Origin of the sequence: Streptomyces sp. NPDC002884 (genome assembly GCF_040295245.1) — a bacterium.
Taxonomy (GTDB): Bacteria; Actinomycetota; Actinomycetes; order Streptomycetales; family Streptomycetaceae; genus Streptomyces.
Window position 1 is genome coordinate 463370 of record NZ_JBEOVB010000004.1, and the last position, 17252, is coordinate 480621.

At 70.9% G+C, this 17252-nt stretch carries 20 protein-coding genes; 10 read left to right on the forward strand and 10 right to left on the reverse strand.

Annotation, left to right across the window (positions count from 1 at the left end):
• Nucleotides 1–290: 290 nt before the first annotated feature.
• Nucleotides 291–749: a DUF5707 domain-containing protein gene (locus ABT070_RS12195; protein ID WP_351758323.1), complete on the forward strand. Its 459-nt coding sequence runs from the start codon at nt 291–293 to the stop codon at nt 747–749.
• Between the two features lie 196 nt (nt 750–945).
• On the opposite strand, the gene ABT070_RS12200 is transcribed toward ABT070_RS12195, so the two are convergent.
• Nucleotides 946–2052, reverse strand: coding sequence for a helix-turn-helix domain-containing protein (locus ABT070_RS12200; RefSeq protein ID WP_351758326.1), 1107 nt, complete (start codon nt 2050–2052; stop codon nt 946–948).
• Between the two features lie 397 nt (nt 2053–2449).
• Here ABT070_RS12200 and ABT070_RS12205 point away from each other — a divergent pair, with 397 nt between their 5' ends.
• The 3 genes from ABT070_RS12205 (at nt 2450) to ABT070_RS12215 (ending at nt 4317) form a co-directional block, all read left to right on the forward strand.
• Entirely contained in the window at nt 2450–2764 is a 315-nt protein-coding gene (locus ABT070_RS12205; RefSeq protein WP_351758329.1) for a hypothetical protein, read from the forward strand.
• Between the two features lie 183 nt (nt 2765–2947).
• Complete coding sequence (locus tag ABT070_RS12210; protein WP_351758331.1) at nt 2948–3562, forward strand: DUF1326 domain-containing protein; 615 nt, start codon at nt 2948–2950, stop codon at nt 3560–3562.
• Nucleotides 3559–4317: a DUF2182 domain-containing protein gene (locus ABT070_RS12215; RefSeq protein ID WP_351758334.1), complete on the forward strand. Its 759-nt coding sequence runs from the start codon at nt 3559–3561 to the stop codon at nt 4315–4317. Before ABT070_RS12210 ends, ABT070_RS12215 begins: the two co-directional genes overlap by 4 nt.
• A 192-nt stretch (nt 4318–4509) precedes the next feature.
• Here the strand turns inward: ABT070_RS12215 and ABT070_RS12220 are convergent, their stop codons facing one another.
• The 4 genes from ABT070_RS12220 to ABT070_RS12235 form a co-directional block, all read right to left on the reverse strand.
• Nucleotides 4510–5514 (reverse strand): MerR family transcriptional regulator, encoded by a 1005-nt coding sequence (locus ABT070_RS12220; RefSeq protein WP_351758337.1) that lies wholly within the window; start codon nt 5512–5514, stop codon nt 4510–4512.
• Nucleotides 5508–6188, reverse strand: coding sequence for a HEAT repeat domain-containing protein (locus ABT070_RS12225; protein ID WP_351758339.1), 681 nt, complete (start codon nt 6186–6188; stop codon nt 5508–5510). Before ABT070_RS12225 ends, ABT070_RS12220 begins: the two co-directional genes overlap by 7 nt.
• 150 nt (nt 6189–6338) lie before the next feature.
• Nucleotides 6339–7079, reverse strand: a complete 741-nt coding sequence (gene msrA, locus ABT070_RS12230; RefSeq protein ID WP_351758341.1) for a peptide-methionine (S)-S-oxide reductase MsrA — start codon at nt 7077–7079, stop codon at nt 6339–6341.
• A 184-nt stretch (nt 7080–7263) separates the two neighbouring features.
• Nucleotides 7264–8382 carry a hypothetical protein gene (locus tag ABT070_RS12235; RefSeq protein ID WP_351758344.1) on the reverse strand — a complete coding sequence of 373 codons (1119 nt, stop codon included), beginning with the start codon at nt 8380–8382 and terminating at the stop codon, nt 7264–7266.
• A 187-nt stretch (nt 8383–8569) separates the two neighbouring features.
• Between ABT070_RS12235 and ABT070_RS12240 the strand changes: the two genes are divergently transcribed.
• Complete coding sequence (locus ABT070_RS12240; protein ID WP_351758347.1) at nt 8570–9724, forward strand: cystathionine gamma-synthase; 1155 nt, start codon at nt 8570–8572, stop codon at nt 9722–9724.
• Between the two features lie 38 nt (nt 9725–9762).
• On the opposite strand, the gene ABT070_RS12245 is transcribed toward ABT070_RS12240, so the two are convergent.
• The 3 genes from ABT070_RS12245 to ABT070_RS12255 all read right to left on the reverse strand — a co-directional run bounded on the left by ABT070_RS12245 (nt 9763) and on the right by ABT070_RS12255 (nt 11153).
• A complete protein-coding gene (locus ABT070_RS12245; protein WP_351758349.1) occupies nt 9763–10011 on the reverse strand; it encodes a hypothetical protein in 249 nt (82 codons plus the stop codon).
• On the reverse strand, nt 10008–10514 hold the full coding sequence (locus ABT070_RS12250; protein ID WP_351758351.1) for a sigma factor-like helix-turn-helix DNA-binding protein: 507 nt from the start codon (nt 10512–10514) through the stop codon (nt 10008–10010). The genes ABT070_RS12245 and ABT070_RS12250 overlap by 4 nt, the downstream gene beginning before the upstream one ends.
• A 129-nt stretch (nt 10515–10643) precedes the next feature.
• Entirely contained in the window at nt 10644–11153 is a 510-nt protein-coding gene (locus tag ABT070_RS12255) for a MarR family winged helix-turn-helix transcriptional regulator (RefSeq protein WP_351758354.1), read from the reverse strand.
• A gap of 163 nt (nt 11154–11316) precedes the next feature.
• Here ABT070_RS12255 and ilvA point away from each other — a divergent pair, with 163 nt between their 5' ends.
• From ilvA to ABT070_RS12270, 3 genes are all read left to right on the forward strand, one after another.
• Entirely contained in the window at nt 11317–12546 is a 1230-nt protein-coding gene (ilvA, locus tag ABT070_RS12260; RefSeq protein ID WP_351758356.1) for a threonine ammonia-lyase, read from the forward strand.
• Between the two features lie 248 nt (nt 12547–12794).
• Nucleotides 12795–13817 carry an ATP-binding cassette domain-containing protein gene (locus ABT070_RS12265; protein WP_351758359.1) on the forward strand — a complete coding sequence of 341 codons (1023 nt, stop codon included), beginning with the start codon at nt 12795–12797 and terminating at the stop codon, nt 13815–13817.
• Nucleotides 13814–14677, forward strand: a complete 864-nt coding sequence (locus ABT070_RS12270) for an ABC transporter permease (protein ID WP_351758361.1) — start codon at nt 13814–13816, stop codon at nt 14675–14677. Before ABT070_RS12265 ends, ABT070_RS12270 begins: the two co-directional genes overlap by 4 nt.
• 79 nt (nt 14678–14756) lie before the next feature.
• On the opposite strand, the gene greA is transcribed toward ABT070_RS12270, so the two are convergent.
• Together greA and ABT070_RS12280 are read right to left on the reverse strand one after the other, a co-directional pair.
• A complete protein-coding gene (greA, locus tag ABT070_RS12275; protein WP_351758364.1) occupies nt 14757–15257 on the reverse strand; it encodes a transcription elongation factor GreA in 501 nt (166 codons plus the stop codon).
• Between the two features lie 199 nt (nt 15258–15456).
• Entirely contained in the window at nt 15457–15858 is a 402-nt protein-coding gene (locus ABT070_RS12280; protein WP_351758367.1) for a DUF4307 domain-containing protein, read from the reverse strand.
• 125 nt (nt 15859–15983) lie between these two features.
• On the opposite strand from ABT070_RS12280, the gene mca reads away from it, so the two are divergent.
• Nucleotides 15984–16844 carry a mycothiol conjugate amidase Mca gene (mca, locus tag ABT070_RS12285; RefSeq protein WP_351758566.1) on the forward strand — a complete coding sequence of 287 codons (861 nt, stop codon included), beginning with the start codon at nt 15984–15986 and terminating at the stop codon, nt 16842–16844.
• Nucleotides 16837–17127 carry a hypothetical protein gene (locus ABT070_RS12290; protein ID WP_351758369.1) on the forward strand — a complete coding sequence of 97 codons (291 nt, stop codon included), beginning with the start codon at nt 16837–16839 and terminating at the stop codon, nt 17125–17127. The genes mca and ABT070_RS12290 overlap by 8 nt, the downstream gene beginning before the upstream one ends.
• The last annotated feature ends 125 nt before the right edge of the window (nt 17128–17252 follow it).

The window sequence follows — 17252 nt, forward strand, 5'->3', positions numbered from 1 at the left end:
CGGCACCGCTGCTCACAGGGTGTACACCCCGGGCGCACGAGAGACCCCGGAGCACGGAAGCCCCTGGCCGCGGGCCCGGGGAGGAGGGAGAGCGGGGGCTGTGTGCCGTCGGCGGCCTCGCCTCCCCGCGCCGCGCGGAGAGCCACGCACGGTTCGGCCCACCGCGGTTGTACCCAGGCCGAGTTGAGTAGCCGCGCTCATGTCCGGCGGGCCCCGCGCGGCGAGTATCGGTGCAGCGGCGCAGCCGAGGCGCGCCGGCCCGATCAGTCGAGTCAGTTGCGGAGAATCCCATGTCCCGTCGTATCGCCCTGTCCGTCGCCGCCGGTGTCGTCGTCCTCGGTGGTGCGGGTGCCGGTGCCTTCGCGCTCGCCCACGCCGGGGAGCAGCGTCCGGCGCTGGCGGACAGCACCGCCCGCTACACCGCTCCCGACGGCGACCGCGACGGCTCGCTGACCTTCGCCACCGACGTCACGGTGTCCTCCGGCGTCAAGAGCGTGAAGGTGCTGGCGTGGCCGCAGAGCTCGTCCTTCGCCAAGAACGAGCTGACCACCAAGGACATGGCCGCGGCCGAGCCGGCCGTCTGCAAGCCCTCCGGGGAGGACACCGTGCGCTGCACCTACACCGCCCGTGTCACCGGTTCCGACGCCGAGTCTTCCCCGCGCGGCCTCTGGCACATCGCCGTCCTGGCCACCGCCCAGGACGGCACCACCACCCTGGACACCGAAGCGGCCGACTTCACCGTCGAGTGACCCGGACCCGGACCCGGACCCGGACCCGGACCCGGACCCGGACCCGGACCCGGACCCGGACCCGGACCCGGACGCCGGGCGCGCGTTGTCCGGTGGTCCCGGTGAGCGCCCCACCCGCTCACCGCGGGTGGTAGGCGCGCCGGCGACGAGGAGCTCGACCGCGGGGGGACGCCACCGATACCGCTCGGCGTGCGGGTCACCCTTTCTGCTGCGGAAATCCCCAGGGTTTCCAGGGCTGTTCGTCGTCCGCGTCACCGGGCCCCGAATTCTGTCCCGGGACGGCGGCGCCGTTCTCCGCGGTGGAGGAAGCGGTCGGACCGGTCTCGGGTCGCCGACGCGCGTGCCGCCCTTTCACCTCCGAGTGGCTCTCGTTGATGTTGAAGTCGAGCAGCAGGAATTCGAGGAGTTGAGCCTCTTCCGGGGCGCCCACTGCGTTCAGTCGCTTCTGGACCGCGCGCACGAGTCGCTCGATCTCGATCTTCGCCCGCCTCTCCATGTTCGACCGCTGGGTGGTGGAGAACTGAACGGCCTGCTCGGCCCCGCTGCGTAACAGGTCGACTTCTTCGAGCATCCTGTCCGTCTGTGCGGCCGCCTTCTCCCGGTGGGCCTTGGCGTCCTCGATGGCGCGTTGCTTGAGCACGCTCGCCTCCTGCTGGGCTTTGCGGCGTACCGCGTCCGCTCTGTCGTTGGCCTCCTGGACGATCTGGTCGTGTTCCACGCGGGCCAGCAACACATACTGGTCCGCCTTGGCACGTGCCTCCGCAAGGATCGACTCGGCCTGCCGTTCCACGTCGGGCAGACGCTCGTGGGCCTGCTGTACCTGGTCCATGGCCTCCGACAGCACTGAGCGTGCCTGTGCCTCGAGTGCCGCCGCTCTCTCCATCCGGGCCGTTGCCGTTTCGGAGGCGGCTTTCGCCTGCGCGATAACGGAATCGGGATGCAGGGTCAGTGCCAGCAGTCGCTGGTTCTCGTACTCCAGGCGCGCCGATCTCGCTTCGGGCGTATCGCCTTGCCGTGCCGCGGCGGCTTGGAACTCCACCTCCGCCTCGCGCAGCGTCTTGAGCCGTGCCAGCCACGCTTGGGTGTCTCCGCCGAGGGCTTGAACAACGTCATGGACGAGGTCGTCGTGCGGCACGCGTCGCGCGTTGAACAGCTCCGAAAGGCGCGGCTGAGCGTAGCCCGTCCTCTTGGCCAACCTGGTCAGGCTCGGGGAGCCCGCGCTCTCGCGCAGCGTGCGCAGTGCCAGCGCGAAGCCCGTCAACGGCCGCCCGTCGTCGGGCAGGACATTGATGCTTCGCCCCATGAGCCCCCCTCGCACCGCTCCTTCAGCAGGCTGGTCATTCTTCAGGGTGGCGGACTCAACAATCCAATTGATCTGTTGTCAGTTGATCGGTGAGCGGAAACGATCGACAGCCGCTGTTCATCGGGGCATATCGGCGATGAATGACGTGAAGATCTCGATGATTGCCGTGTGTGACATCCCGAGCGGTCGCTTGCTGATTCATCGCCATTTCATCGACATCGAGTATCGAGATTGGCGGGAAGTTCGGTGCCGCGTTCACTGAGAGGGACAGCCGCTCATGCGTGCGAGCGGGCGCAGTCGGTCTTTCGCGTCAGATTCCCGGGCGCGCCGCGTACCCGTCTCCTCCGCAGGGCCCCATGCCGTCCGAGCAACCCAGCACTCAGCGAGGGAGCTGTGAATGACTTCCCAGCGCCGCATGAACAAGAGCACTTCGGACCGTAAGGCCGCTGACTCCGGTCCCGTACGTGATCTCGTCCCGGACGAGCCCGCCGTGGAAGGGGCGCGACGCCGCGTATGGCGCCTCGAGGTACCGGCGCCGCGGCTCCCCGCCATTCCCACCATCACGGCCGTCGGCAGCAGCGGTGGGCTCACCACGGCCATCGCCACGGGACACGTCCAGCCGGGTGTGGTCTGGCCCGCCGTCGCCCTCGCGATCGCCGGCCTGGCGTACGACGTCGCCATCCGCGCACTCAACAGGCCGCGGCCCGCCTGACTCCCGACACAAGGTGCGCAAGAGCCTCGTCCCCGACGGGGCAGGGGTGTTCCTGGGGAGGCAGCCGGGCGGCGGAGTCCAGGTCCGGCCCGGCAGCGGATCTGCCGGAGGGGCGTCGCCGGGAATATCCTGGACAAGAGCGGAACCGGGACAGAACGGACCCTGCGAAGGGGAGGTAGAGCCATGTCCTGGAATCTGAACGGCACATATCTGGAGAGCTGCAACTGCGACGTGGTATGCCCCTGCACCACCTCGGGCCTCACCGCGCCGGCCGACCACGAGCGCTGCCAGGTGACCCTGGCGTTCCACGTGGACAGCGGGAGCGTGGACGGCGTGGATGTCTCCGACCGCAGCGTCGCCGTCTTCATCGACGCGCCCCGGGTGATGGCCGACGGCGGCTGGCAGGTGGCGCTGTACCTCGACGCTTCGGCCGACGACGGCCAGGCGGAGGCGCTGGGCAAGGTCTTCTCCGGCCACGCCGGCGGGCCGATGGCGGCGCTCACCCCGCTCATCGGCGAGGTCCTCGGCATGGAGCGCGCTCCCATCGACTACCGCGACGACGGCCGCCGCCACGCCGCGCGGGTGGGCGACGCCATCGACATCGAGATCGAGGACCAGGTCGCCCCTCAGTACGGCGAGGAAGGACCGGTCATGGGCCTGACCGGCATGTTCCACCCGGTGAACAGCACACTGACCATCGCCCGGTCCACCCGGGCGACGGGCGACGGCGTGTACGGCCGATCCTGGGACTTCTCCGGCGGCAACGGACACTCCGCGCCCTTCACGTGGTCCGCGTGACAGGTCGGCCGGTCACCGTCCGTCGCAGGGCGGGCCCCGCCGGACTGCTGTTGGTCGCGGCGGCCGCCGCCTGGGTCTGGGTGGTGACGCGCTGGGACGGCACGCAGGCGATGCCGGGCACCATGGGCTTGGGCCTGCCTGCTTTCCTGGCCGTGTGGACGCTGATGACGGCTGCGATGATGCTGCCCGCCACGGCGCCCGTCGCCGCGCTGTACGCCCGCACCATCACCGTGCACCGGGTGCCGCGCATGGTCGTTTTCACCGTCGCCTACCTGCTCGTCTGGGCCGCGGCCGGGCTGCCGGCGTACGGGCTGGCCGTCGGCCTGGGCCGCGTGGCGAGCCTCCCCGCCGCGACGGGGACGGCAGTCGCCGCGGCCGTTTTCGCGATCAGCGGTGTCTACCAGCTCACGCCCCTCAAAGACCGCTGCCTGGCGAGGTGCCGCTCGCCGCTCGGGCTGATGCTGCGCTACGCCTCGTACTCGGGGCCCTCGCGCGATCTGCGTGTGGGGGTCCACCACGGGGCCTTCTGCCTGGGCTGCTGTTGGTCGCTGATGGTGCTGCTCGCGGCGTTCGGCGTGATGAATCTGTGGGCCATGGTGGTCCTGACCGCCGTGATCACCACGGAGAAGCTGGCTCCGGCCGGCCCTCTGGTGGCCCGTGTCGTGGGGATCTCCTCGATCGCCTTGGCCGTCGCCGTCTTCTGGTTCCCGGCGCTTGCTCCGGGCCTCACGGGTGGCGGTATGGCCGGGATGTGAGGGCGGGGACGGGCCCGCGCGAGATCACACGCCGTGCGGGCACATGAAGGTCCGGCGCACGGGACAGCACGTCGGACGGTCCGGGCGGCCACCGGTTTTCGACCGACGTTCGCCGTGCCGGGGAGCGTCGGCGGCGGCGCCGTGCGGGTCTCGCCCCGAGGGCCGTGGACGCAGCGCCCCGGGACAGGGCCGTCAGCGGGTGTCGCGCAGCCGGAGAAGGTACGTCGCGGTCAGCGCGACGGCACGGTCCCCGTCGTGCGACAGCTCCAGGAGGGCACGGGAGGCCGCGATCCCCGGGATGTCCGCCAGCGCCTGCGTCAGCCGTCCGCGTGCGGGCGCTTCGGTGGTGTCGAGGGCGAGGCGGTCGACGAGCCTCGTGGCGATCCCGTCCGCCGTCGCGGTGTCGTTCGCCAGCATGCTCAGCGCATCGGCCGCGTCGGTGTCGTTCGTTCCCTCCACGATCATGTCGATGAGCGTCGGGACCGCATCGGCCACTCCGCGGGTCCCGAGCGCCAGAGCCGCATGGCCGCGGACCACCGCATCGGGGTTCGTGAGGGCGTCCCGCAGCCGGGCGGTGGCCTCACCACCGGGCATCTCGGCCAGGGAGCGGACGGCTCGTTCCCGTACCGCGGCCACCGGTGAGCCGAGGCCCTCCGTCAGCAGTGCCGTGCCGCCGTCGCCCGATCGCGCCAGTGCCCATCGAAGGGCTCCGGCGACGTTCGGCTCCGCCTCCCTCAGCACCGCCTCGACCAGGGCTTCCACCGGCACCGGAACCTCGTCGACCGAGGAAAGGGCCGCGCGTTGGCGCGCGGCAGCGCTCTTCGCCCCCAGCGCCTGGAGGAACGCGACGGCCTGGAGGACGTCCTCCCAGCCGGAGGGCTCCGCGGCATCGATCCGGCGGAGCCGGGTGAGCAGCTCGGTCTCGGCCGCGATGCGCCGGCGGGTCTGGCGGATGAGGTCGCCGACGAGTGCCGAGGGCGTGAAGCCGGGGTCGTCGAGCGCGCGCCCGATCTCACGCAGCGACAGCCCCAGCGACCGCAGGCTCTCGATGTGGAAGATCCGCCGGATGTCCTCGCCGGAGTACTCCCGGTAGCCGGTGCCCGTACGGCCGGAAGGCCGTATCAGGCCGAGCGACTCGTAGTGCCTGAGCATGCGGGCACTGACCCCGGACCGTCGCGCCACCTCACCGATCAGCACGTCCCGTCGTCCTCCTGGTCCGACCGGCCGAGGGCGACGATGCGTTTCGCCTCCTCGATCGCGAACTCGAAGCCGGTGTCCGGGTCGCGCAGCAGCCGTGCCGTGGCGAGCGCGTGCGTGCGCACGCGCCGGTCAGGGGCCGTTGCCGCGCCACGCAGAGTCGGCCGAACGACCTCACCCAGCGCGACCAGCGCCCGGCTGAGACTCTGCTGCGTCTCCCGCTCACCGCGCCCGAACTGCGTCGCCAGCGCCGCGGCCAACCCGGACTTCCCGCTTTCCGGCACGAGTACGACCGCGGCCCGCCAGGCGGTCCGCGCCACTTCGTCGTCGGCGTCGGACAGGAGCGCCGGTGTGATCGCGGGCCACGCCTGCCGGTCCCCGATCTTGGACAGCGTGTGCAGCGCCTGGCTCCGTGCCTGCGCACGCTCCGAGCGGACTTCGCGGAGCAGTCCGGGGAGCGTCATGGACACCGGGTGGCGGGTGAGCGCCCAGGTCAGCATGTCGCGGACGAAGAACTCGGGCTCGATCGCGCATCGCTCGACGAGCTTGTCGACGAAGCGCGGATCCGGTGTCGTGCCGACCGCCAGCGCCGCCCGCAGCCGCACGGACGAACGGCCGTCCTCCAGGCCCTGGAGCGCTCGTGTCGCATCGGCGTCCTGTCTCGTCATGGTCATCGGGACCACCTCCTCGGCATGCAGTGAAGGCCTTGTCACCGTGTCAAGGTCAATGGCCTGCCGGGCGACTTCACACCGTGCCGCCCTGAGGGCGTACGCGCCACCGACCTTGCGGACCCCGCCGGGCCCCGGCCGCCGACGTACTCGGGATCACGGCTGCGAGGCGGGAGCCGCAGCGATGCCCGTCGGGCAAGCGATGCCCGTCGGGCAGGAGGGCCCCCGGTCCGTTCCGACCGTTCCGAACGGGTCGCTCAGCCTGACCCCCGTCCCGCCCGCCCCGCAGTAGCCGCCCGGGTTTTTGGCGAGGTACTGCTGGTGGCGGGTCTCGGCCGCGTAGAAGGGGTGGTCCTGGGCCGGGAGGATCTCTGTGGTGATCGGGGCGTGGCCCGAGGCGGTGAGGGCCTGCTGGTAGGACGTGCGGGAGGACTCGGCTGCTCTTGCCTGGGCCGGGGAGTGGGTGAAGACCGCGGAGCGGTACTGGGTGCCGACGTCGTTGCCCTGGCGGAAGCCCTGGGTGGGGTCGTGGGACTCCCAGAACGTCGTCAGCAGGCGCTCGTACGAGATCACCGCCGGGTCGAAGACCACGCGGACGACCTCCGTGTGGGCGGTCAGGCCCGAGCAGACCTCCTCGTAGGTGGGGTGTTCGGTGTGGCCGCCCTGGTAGCCGACCACGGTCGTCCACACCCCTGCCGGGAGCTGCCAGAACCCGCGCTCCGCGCCCCAGAAGCAGCCCATGCCGAAGTCGGCGACCTCGAGGCCCCGGGGGTAGGGGCCGAGGAGGGGGTTGCCGAGGACGGTGTGCCGGTCGAGGACGGAGTAGAACGGCGCCGGACGGCCTTGCAGAGCCTGTTCGGGCGTCGGGAGCCGGAGGGTGTGGCCGTGCGGGAACATGCGGTCTCCAGGAGGGGAGCTGAGGGGCCGTGCGGGGCAACGCGCACGGCGCCCACGGGATTCCGGCCGACCGCCGCAGCTCCTCGCCGTGGGTTCCTGGAGGCCGGCCCGGTCGGCTGCGGAAGGGCCCGGTGCGGCACTACGGCAGTGCGGCACTACGGCAGTGCGTCAGTACGGCAGTACCTCAGTGCGGCAGCGTCGCCGGGCTGCCGCCGTTCGCCTCGTAGCCCGCCACCGCCAGCGCCCGGTAGACCGCGAACTCACCGGCCGGGTCGGGGGAGAGGGTCCACGGGAGGGCGCCCACATGGCCGTCCACGTGTATGAGCTGGTTCATCGCCTCGGACCAGCGTTCGGCGCGCACCAGGAAGAAGATCAGCAGGTGGCGGACGTGCGCCAGCATCGGGTCGTCGGGACGGGCCGCGTGCACCGCGAACAGCGCGCCGTGCATCGCCTTCGTCACTACCTCGCTCTGGTAGAAGCCGCTGACCAGGTTCACCTCGGGGAGGTGCTCGAAGACCGCGAACAGCGGCATGGCCGCGAGGAGCGAGCCCTGGGGGGCTCTCGCGGCCGCCGCCTCCGCGAAGGAGTTCGCCAGTTCGCGCGAGCCGTGCCACTTCTCGCACCAGTAGTGCAGCGCCGCCAGATGCGCCCCCATGTGCGCCGGGGCACGGTCCAGGATCTTCAGCCAGAGCTGTTCGAACTCCTTCTGCGCGTACTGAAGACCGCGGGCCACCGACAACTCGACGAAGTACGGGATCGGGTCACCGGGGGAGAGCAGCGCCGCCTGACCGCAGGCGTCCTTCGCCTCCTCCATGATGATCCGGAAGTCGTCCGTGCCCCGCGTCGACGTCCGCCACGCCTGCTGCACCAGGAACTCGGCGTGCACCGCCGCGCCGCCCGCGTCCTTGGGCGCCTCCGTGCGCCACACCCGCAGCCACTGCCCGCCGGGCGTCTCGCTGACGCCGCCCGGCCGCTGCTGGAGCTCCAGCGCCGCCGCGCCCGCGAAGGCCTGCACGCGCTGCCAGCGCAGCTCGCCCGTCGTCTCCGTGCCGGCCAGCAACTGCTGCGCGGCCCGGTAGTCCTGTGTGTGCTGCACCACGTCCAGGACGTCCAGCAGGTCCTGGTCGGGGCCGGGCATGCGGATGTCCAGCTCCTCCGTGCGCACGAACCCGTAGGTCTCGGGGTCCGCGGCGTCCGGGTGGCCCGCCGGGACCTGCTCGATCATGCCGCGCCTGCGCCGCAGGAACGGCAGCAGCACGAAGCTGACCATGAGCAGCGCCATCAGGACGAACAGAATCTCCATGCCTCAAGCGAACCAGACCGCGCCGACAATTGGCCAACCCGCTCCCGAGCCTGTGGAAAAACGTCCGCGGAGGGCGGTCGGCGGGCGGTGGGCGGGCCGTCAGGGGGCCGGGTGCGGGCCGTCCGTCTGCGCCCGCGCACTCCCGCCGTCCCGCAGCAGGCCCGCGAGCGGACTACGCTCGGTGCTCATGAGCGACAGGCACATCAGTCAGCACTTCGAGACCCTCGCGATCCACGCGGGCAACACCGCCGATCCCCTCACCGGCGCGGTGGTCCCGCCGATCTACCAGGTCTCGACCTACAAGCAGGACGGCGTCGGCGGTCTGCGCGGCGGCTACGAGTACAGCCGCAGCGCCAACCCGACCAGGACCGCCCTGGAGGAGAACCTCGCCGCCCTCGAAGGCGGCCGCCGAGGTCTCGCGTTCGCTTCCGGACTGGCGGCCGAGGACTGCCTGTTGCGTACGCTGCTCAGTCCCGGGGACCACGTGGTGATCCCGAACGACGCCTACGGCGGCACGTTCCGGCTCTTCGCGAAGGTCGTCGCCCGCTGGGGTGTGGAGTGGTCGGTCGCCGACACCGGTGACGCCGCCGCCGTGCGGGCCGCGATCACCCCGAAGACCAAGGCCGTGTGGGTGGAGACCCCGTCCAACCCGCTCCTCGGCATCACCGACATCGCCGCCGTCGCCCAGATCGCCCGTGAGGCGGGCGCCCGTCTCGTGGTCGACAACACCTTCGCCACGCCGTACCTTCAGCAGCCGCTGGCGCTCGGCGCGGACGTCGTGGTGCACTCCCTGACCAAGTACATGGGCGGTCACTCGGACGTCGTCGGCGGCGCGCTGATCACCGGCGACGCGGAGCTGGGCGAGGAGCTGGCCTACCACCAGAACGCGATGGGCGCGATCGCCGGGCCCTTCGACTCCTGGCTGGTGCTGCGCGGCGCCAAGACGCTGTCGGTGCGCATGGACCGGCACAGCGAGAACGCCACCAAGGTCGCCGACATGCTGACCCGGCACGCGCGCGTGACGAAGGTGCTGTACCCCGGTCTGCCGGACCACCCCGGTCACGAGATCGCGGCCAAGCAGATGCGGGCGTTCGGCGGCATGATCTCCTTCCAGGTCGCCGGGGGCGAGGAGGCCGCGGTCGAGGTGTGCAACCGGGCCAAGGTCTTCACCCTCGGCGAGTCGCTGGGTGGCGTCGAGTCCCTCATCGAGCACCCGGGGCGCATGACGCACGCGTCCGTGGTCGGCTCGGCGCTGGAGGTTCCCGGCGACCTCGTCCGGCTCTCCGTCGGCATCGAGAACATCGACGACCTCCTCGCCGACCTTCAGCAGGCTCTCGGCTAGAAGGCGTCCCTCGGAAGGCCTTCGGCCGGCCTTCGGGGTCACCAGCCGGTCAGCGGTGGAGTCGTCTGCGACGGCGGCTCCACCCACGGCTGGGCCACCACCGCCCAGACCGTGAACGCCACCGCGGCCGCGAACAGCAGCAGCCACAGCACCCGCCGGGCGACCGTCCGGCGGCGCAGTATCCGGGCGCCCCGGCGTACGACGTCCGCGTGGAGTTCCGTGGGCACGTGCGGTGGCGTCCGCTCCATGATCTGCCGCACGGCGGCCTCCCGCTCGGGCCGGTTCACGACGCCGCCGCCCTCGCCCGGCGCACCGCGGGCGCCGGGCCCCGCGGCGGATGCAGGAGCGTCGCCGTCGCCCGGTCGCAGACCGTACGGATCCGTTCCGCCGGCAGGCCGAGCAGGGCCGCCACCTGTTCGTCGGCGACGCCCTCGTAGAGCCTGAGGACCAGGACGAGGCGCTCCTGGGGGGTGAGCCGTGCCAGCGGGCCGACGGCGGGGAGCGGCCGGCCGAGGGGCAGAGCGGCGTACCGGTGCCAGGCGCCGTGGGCGAAGCGGGTGGCCAGGTACTCACGGGCCCGGTTGTAGGGGTCCTCGCCGTGCAGCCGGTCCCAGCACGCGTACGTGTGTGCGAGGGCGAGTGTCAGCAGGCGCCGTGCGCGCGGGTTGTCGGCCGGCGCCTCCGCCGTGAGCAGTGTGGCGGCGTGCAGCAGCCGCCCGCCCGCTCCGGCGACGAACGCCTCGAACTCCCGGGTCCGGCGGGCTTCCTGGGCCGCACGCCTGTCTCGCACACCGAGCCTCCCGCCTGACGGCGTCCCCCTCGAGGGCCATACGCCCCGGTCTCATATGAGGCCCAGGGCGGGCTTTCGGTCAAGAGCCGCGCACGGCTGCCCGAAAGTCGCCGCGCGCGGGCGACCGGTTCAGGAAGCGGCCGACGACGGCTCGGCGCCGGGTACTCCCTGGGCCGCCATCCGTGAGGACAGCGCGGTGTTGAAGCGGGTGAGGAGCTCGCAGAACGTCTCGCGCTCCTCCGGTGCCCAGTCGTCCGTCAACTCGGCCATCAACTGGCGTCTGGAGGACCGCACTTCCTCCAGCCGGGACTGCCCGCGCGGGGACAGCTGGAGCACCACGGCCCGTCCGTCCTCGGGGTGCGAGGTCCGCTTGACCAGGCCGGTGTCGACGAGCGGAGCCACCTGCCGGGTGACGGTGGACGAGTCGATGCCCATGCTCGCCGCGAGCGCCTTGACGCCCATCGGGCCTTCCTTGTCGAGGCGGTTGAGCAGCAGGTACGCGGCGCGGTCCATGGAGTTGCGCACCTGCCCGACGCCGCCGAGCCGGGTCTGTTCGGCCCGGCGGGCGAACACCGCGACCTCGTGCTGCAACGTGTCGAGAAGACCGGTGTCACCGACGGTCGTCATGTCCATCGACATTTCAGGTGTTGTGGGCATGGCCGGGGGCTCACTTCATGAAGGGGCTGCTGGAATGGGGGACAGAGTACGCGGCTGGAAGGCGGGTCGTACCGACGCTGCGGAAACCGGTCTCGGAGGTTGGTCACAGAGGTCGTGGCCGCCTGTGAACTGCGATGCTGGAGTCATGAGCTACCGCACGGCTGACTCCTTGCGTCCCGTCACCCTCGACGATGTACGCGGGGCCCAGAAGATGCTGTCGGGCGTGGCGCGGACGACCGCGATGGAGGGCAGCAGGCACCTGTCCCAGCTGGTCGGGGCGCCGGTGCACCTCAAGTGCGAGAACCTCCAGCGGACGGGGTCGTTCAAGCTGCGCGGCGCGTACGTCCGGATCGCCGGGCTGCTGCCGGAGGAGCGGGCCGCCGGGGTCGTCGCGGCGAGCGCGGGCAATCACGCGCAGGGCGTGGCGCTGGCCTCGGCGGTGCTGGGCGTGCGCTCCACGGTCTTCATGCCCCAGGGCGCCCCGCTGCCGAAGATCAGTGCCACCCGTGAGTACGGCGCCGAGGTGCGCCTGCACGGTCAGGTGGTCGACGAGACGCTCGCCGCGGCGCAGGAGTACGCGGCCGGGACGGGGGCGGTGTTCATCCACCCCTTCGACCACCCCGACATCATCGCGGGCCAGGGGACGGTCGGCCTGGAGATCCTCGAGCAGTGCCCGGAGGTGCGCACGATCGTCGTCGGGATCGGCGGCGGCGGGCTGGCGGCGGGCATCGCGGTCGCGGTGAAGGCGCTGCGGCCGGACGTGCGGATCGTCGGGGTGCAGGCGGCGGGGGCCGCGGCCTACCCGCCCTCGCTGGCGGCCGGGCGTCCGGTGTCGATCCGTACCCCGGCGACGATGGCCGACGGCATCAAGGTCGGCCGGCCCGGTGACGTGCCGTTCTCCATCGTGGGCGATCTGGTGGACGAGGTGCGCACGGTGACGGAGGACGAGCTGGCCGCGGCGCTGCTGCTGTGCCTGGAGCGGGCCAAGCTGGTCGTCGAGCCGGCCGGGGCGAGCCCGGTGGCCGCGCTGCTCGGCGCGCCCGGCGCCTTCGAGGGCCCGGTCGTCGCGGTGCTGTCCGGCGGCAACGTGGACCCGGTGCTGATGGAGCGCGTCCTGCGGCACGGCATGGCGGCGCAGGGCCGCTACCTGGCCGTACGCCTGCGGTTGACGGACCGGCCGGGCGCCCTCGCCACGCTTCTGGGGGCGTTGTCAGTGGTCGACGCTAACGTGTTGGACGTGAGCCATCTGCGGACCGACCCCCGGCTCGGGCTGACCGAGGCGGAGGTCGAGCTGCATCTGGAGACGAAGGGGCCGGCGCACTGCGCCGAGGTCGGCCGAGCCCTGCGCGACGCCGGCTACACCGTCATCGACTGAAGTCGGCAGGGGGCGTCGCCCGAGGGGCGAGACCCTCCCGGAACCGGCTCGGAGCCCGCTCCGAGCTCGTTTCGTGCTCGCTTCGATCCTGCTCAGAGTCCCTTCGTCACCCGTTCGAGAAAGACCGTTGTGAGACGCGATACATCGCGTTATGGTGTGTTCGCGCCGCTCCCCCCACCCGTTGTCGGGCGGAACGAAAAGTACAAACCTAGGCTTTCCGAAGAATCCTCAATGACGTGGAGACTGATATGCCAGGTGCCATCTATGCCGAAGGCCTGGTGAAGACCTTCGGCGACGTAAAGGCTCTGGACGGCGTGGACCTGGACGTCCCGGAGGGCACGGTCCTCGGCCTGCTCGGGCCGAACGGAGCGGGAAAGACCACCACGGTCCGCTGTCTGACCACGCTCCTGCGCCCCGACCGCGGCCGGGCCATGGTCGCCGGCCTCGACGTGCTCAAGCATCCCAACGAGGTCCGCCGCTCCATCGGCCTGTCCGGACAGTTCGCCGCGGTCGACGAATACCTCACCGGCCGCGAGAACCTCCAGATGGTCGGCCAGCTGTACCAGATGAAGGCGGGCGCGGCGAAGGCCCGGGCCGCCGAGCTGCTCGACCAGTTCGGCCTCGCGGAAGCCGCCGACCGTAACGCGAAGACCTACTCCGGGGGCATGCGCCGCCGCCTCGACCTGGCCGCGGCACTGGTCGTCTCGCCGCCCGTGATGTTCATGGACGAGCCGACGACCGGCCTCGACCCGCGCAACCGCCAGATGCTGTGGGAGGTGATCAAGCGCCTCGTCTCCGGCGGCACGACCTTGCTGCTCACCACCCAGTACCTCGAAGAGGCCGACCATCTCGCGCACGACATCGCGGTCGTCGACCACGGCAGGGTGATCGCCCGCGGCACCTCCGACCAGCTCAAGGCCCGCACCGGCGGAGAACGCGTGGAGGTCGTGGTGCACGAACGCGACCACATAGCCACGGCCGCGGAGGTGCTGGCCGGCTTCGGCAAGGGCGAGACCACCGTCGAGCAGCACACCCGCAAGCTCACCGTGCCCGTCACCGGCGGCGCCAAGCTCCTCGCCGAGGTCATCCGGGAGCTCGACACCCGCGGCATCGAGATCGACGACATCGGCCTGCGCCGCCCCACCCTCGACGACGTCTTCCTGTCCCTGACGGGACACGTCGCCGAGACGAAGGCCGAGGAGAGCGAAGAGGACCGACGCGACGACCAGCGCGGTCGGAGCGGAAAGAGCGAGAGGGAGACCGTCGAATGAGTGCCGTCACCGACGCCGTGCGCGGCGCGGCGCCCAAGCCCGCCCACCCGCTCGGACAGTCCGTCCGCGACTCACTGGTGATCGCGAAGCGCAACCTGATCCGGATGTCCCGCATCCCGGAGATGGTCATCTTCGGACTCATCCAGCCGATCATGTTCGTGGTGCTGTTCACCTACGTGTTCGGCGGGTCCATGCAGATCGGCGGCAGCACGAGCGCCACCGACTACACGAACTTCCTGATGGCGGGCATCTTCGCGCAGACCGTCACCTTCGCCACTGCCGGAGCCGGCGCGGGCATCGCCGACGACATGCACAAGGGCCTCATCGACCGCTTCCGGTCCCTGCCCATGGCGCGCGGCGCGGTGCTCACCGGCCGCACCCTCGCCGACCTCGTGCAGACGGCGCTCACCCTGCTGGTCCTCGCGGTGGTCGCCCTGCTGGTCGGCTGGCGGGTCGGCTCCGACGGCAGCACCAACGCCGCCCGGGTGCTCGCCGCCTTCGGGCTGCTGCTCCTGCTCGGCTACGCGTTCACCTGGATCGGCGCCCTGATCGGCCTGAGCGTCCGTACCCCCGAGGCGGCCACCTCCGGCGGACTCATCTGGCTCTTCCCGGTGACCTTCATCTCCAACGCGTTCGTGGACACCAGCAACATGACGCCGTGGCTGCGTCACATCGCCGAGTGGAACCCGTTCAGTGCCACCGTCCAGGCCTGCCGGGTGCTCTTCGCCAACCCGGGGCAGTCGCCGTCCGACGCCTGGCCCATGCAGCACCCGGTCTGGGCCTCGCTGATCTACTCGGTGCTGATCGTCGTGATCTTCCGGACGCTGGCGGTCCGCAAGTACCGCTCGGCGACGGCCTGAGCGCTCCCGGGCAGGACGAAGCCCCCGGCGGCACGAGCGCCGGGGGCCGGTCACAGCGGGGGCGACGTACAGGGGCCGGTCAGCCGCTGTAGGCCTCGGCCTTGAGGATGCGCACGGAGGCCTTCTTGCCGTTGGGCAGCTCGTACTCCGCGTCCTCGCCGACCTTGTGGCCGATCACGCCGGTGCCCAGCGGGGACTGCGGCGAGTAGGTCTCGACGTCCGAGCTCGCGTACTCGCGCGAGGCGAGCAGGAAGGTCATGGTGTCGTCCTCGTCGCCGTCGAAGGCGATCGTCACGACCATGCCGGGCGCCACCGCGCCGTCCGCGGAAGCCGGGGTCTCGCCGACCTTGGCGTTGTCGAGAAGCTGGGTCAGCTGGCGCACACGGAGCTCCTGCTTGCCCTGCTCCTCCTTGGCCGCGTGGTACCCACCGTTCTCACGCAGGTCCCCCTCCTCGCGCGCGGCCGCGATCTTGGCGGCGATCTCCGTGCGCGCAGGACCAGTAAGGTACTCAAGCTCGACCTTGAGCTTGTTGTACGCCTCCTGGGTCAGCCAGGTGACGGACTCGCTGGTCTGGGTCACAGGTGCTCCTCGTCGGTACTGGGAATACAAAGCATCGCCCTACCAAAAGCATGTTCCTCAGGCGATGGGCGAAACCACGAGCCTAACAATTCAGTGGCCGTAGGGGGAGGACATAAGCCATCAGAATTACGTCGACGCAGGTCAGCGTGCACGTATTGTGGAGGGCGACTCCCGCCCGGCGGCCCGGCGGCGGTCTGCGTCAGTCGGCGTGACAGCCGAGCAGCTCGGCCGTCGTGCCCTTCGCCGTCGTACGCAGCGTGACCGTCCTGTCGATGCGCGTGTCCGACCCGGCGAAACGGAAGTCGGCCCGCCCCACCTCGGCGCCGTCGGCCGACTGCGAGCGCACCGTGCAGTAGCCGCTCGCGCCCGAGTCCTTGCGGACCTCCAGGTGGAGCTGTACCGCCTCGTCCGAGGTCGCCTTGAAGGTGATCACCTCGGCGCTGATCTTGTTCTGGCCGACGTAGTGGTAGGCGAAGTATCCGACCAGGGCGAGCAGGAGCGCGCCCAGCACGGCGCCGGCGATCCTGAGCCTGTGGTCGGCCCGCTCGTCCGAGGAACGGCCGTAGCGGCCCTCGGGCAGTCGCGTGCTCGCCGTACTCATGATCGTCCTCCCGGCACGGAATTATTCGCCTTCCGATTCGGTCACTATAGAAGCCTGCGATCGCGCCGGTTCACACCGGGCGCCGACTTACCGAGGATTGAGTCTTGACTGACCAGCTGCGACTGATGGCCGTTCACGCGCACCCCGACGACGAGTCGAGCAAGGGCGCGGCCACCATGGCGAAGTACGTGTCCGAGGGGGTGGACGTGCTGGTGGTGACCTGCACGGGCGGGGAGCGCGGCTCCATCCTCAATCCCAAGCTTCAGGGCGACAAGTACATCGAGGAGCACATCCACGAGGTACGCAAGAAGGAGATGGACGAGGCCCGCGAGATCCTCGGAATCAAGCAGGAGTGGCTCGGCTTCATCGACTCGGGTCTGCCCGAGGGCGATCCGCTGCCGCCGCTGCCCGACGGCTGCTTCGCCCTGGAGGACGTCGACAAGGCGGCCGGTGAGCTGGTGCGGCAGATCCGCTCCTTCCGTCCCCAGGTGATCACCACCTACGACGAGAACGGCGGCTACCCGCACCCCGACCACATCATGACCCACAAGATCTCGATGGTGGCCTTCGAGGGCGCGGACGACGCCGCCAAGTACCCCGAGGCCGAGTTCGGGCCCGTGTACCGGCCGTCGAAGCTGTACTACAACCAGGGCTTCAACCGGCCCCGCACCGAGGCGCTGCACCACGCGATGCTCGACCGCGGCCTGGAGTCCCCCTACGGGGAGTGGCTCAAGCGCTGGGAGGAGTTCGGCCAGAAGGAGCGCACGCTCACCACGCACGTCCCGTGCGCCGACTTCTACGAGATCCGTGACAAGGCGCTGATCGCGCACGCCACGCAGATCGACCCCGACGGCGGCTGGTTCCGGGTGCCGATGGAGATCCAGAAGGAGGTCTGGCCCACGGAGGAGTACGAGCTCGCGAAGTCCCGCGTCGATACCTCCCTCCCCGAGGACGACCTCTTTGCGGGCATCCGCGACAATGCCTGACATGAGCGCAAGCGTGAGTCTGGCAATGACGCACCTCGTCCCGCTGGCCAAGGAGGTCGACGAGAACAAGGTCACCCCCGGCGTCCTCGGCTTCATCGTCTTCGCGGCGATGGCCGTGGCGGTGTGGGGCCTGATGAAGTCCATGAGCAAGCACATGGGCAAGGTCGACTTCAAGGAGCCGGCGGACCCGGAGCGGACGTCCGCCGCCGGTGCGACGGCGACGGCGGCCGCGAAGACGACCGTGACGGGGACCTCGACGGGGAAGCCCTCCTCGACCTCGTGAGGCGCGTGCGCGGCGAGGCCGCGTGACGAGCCGGTGAGCGAGCGGATCGGCGAGGACGTGTGCCGGGGTGCGGGCCGACCGCCCCACCCCCGGCGCACGCGCCCATTCCGACGCCGTCCGGCGCC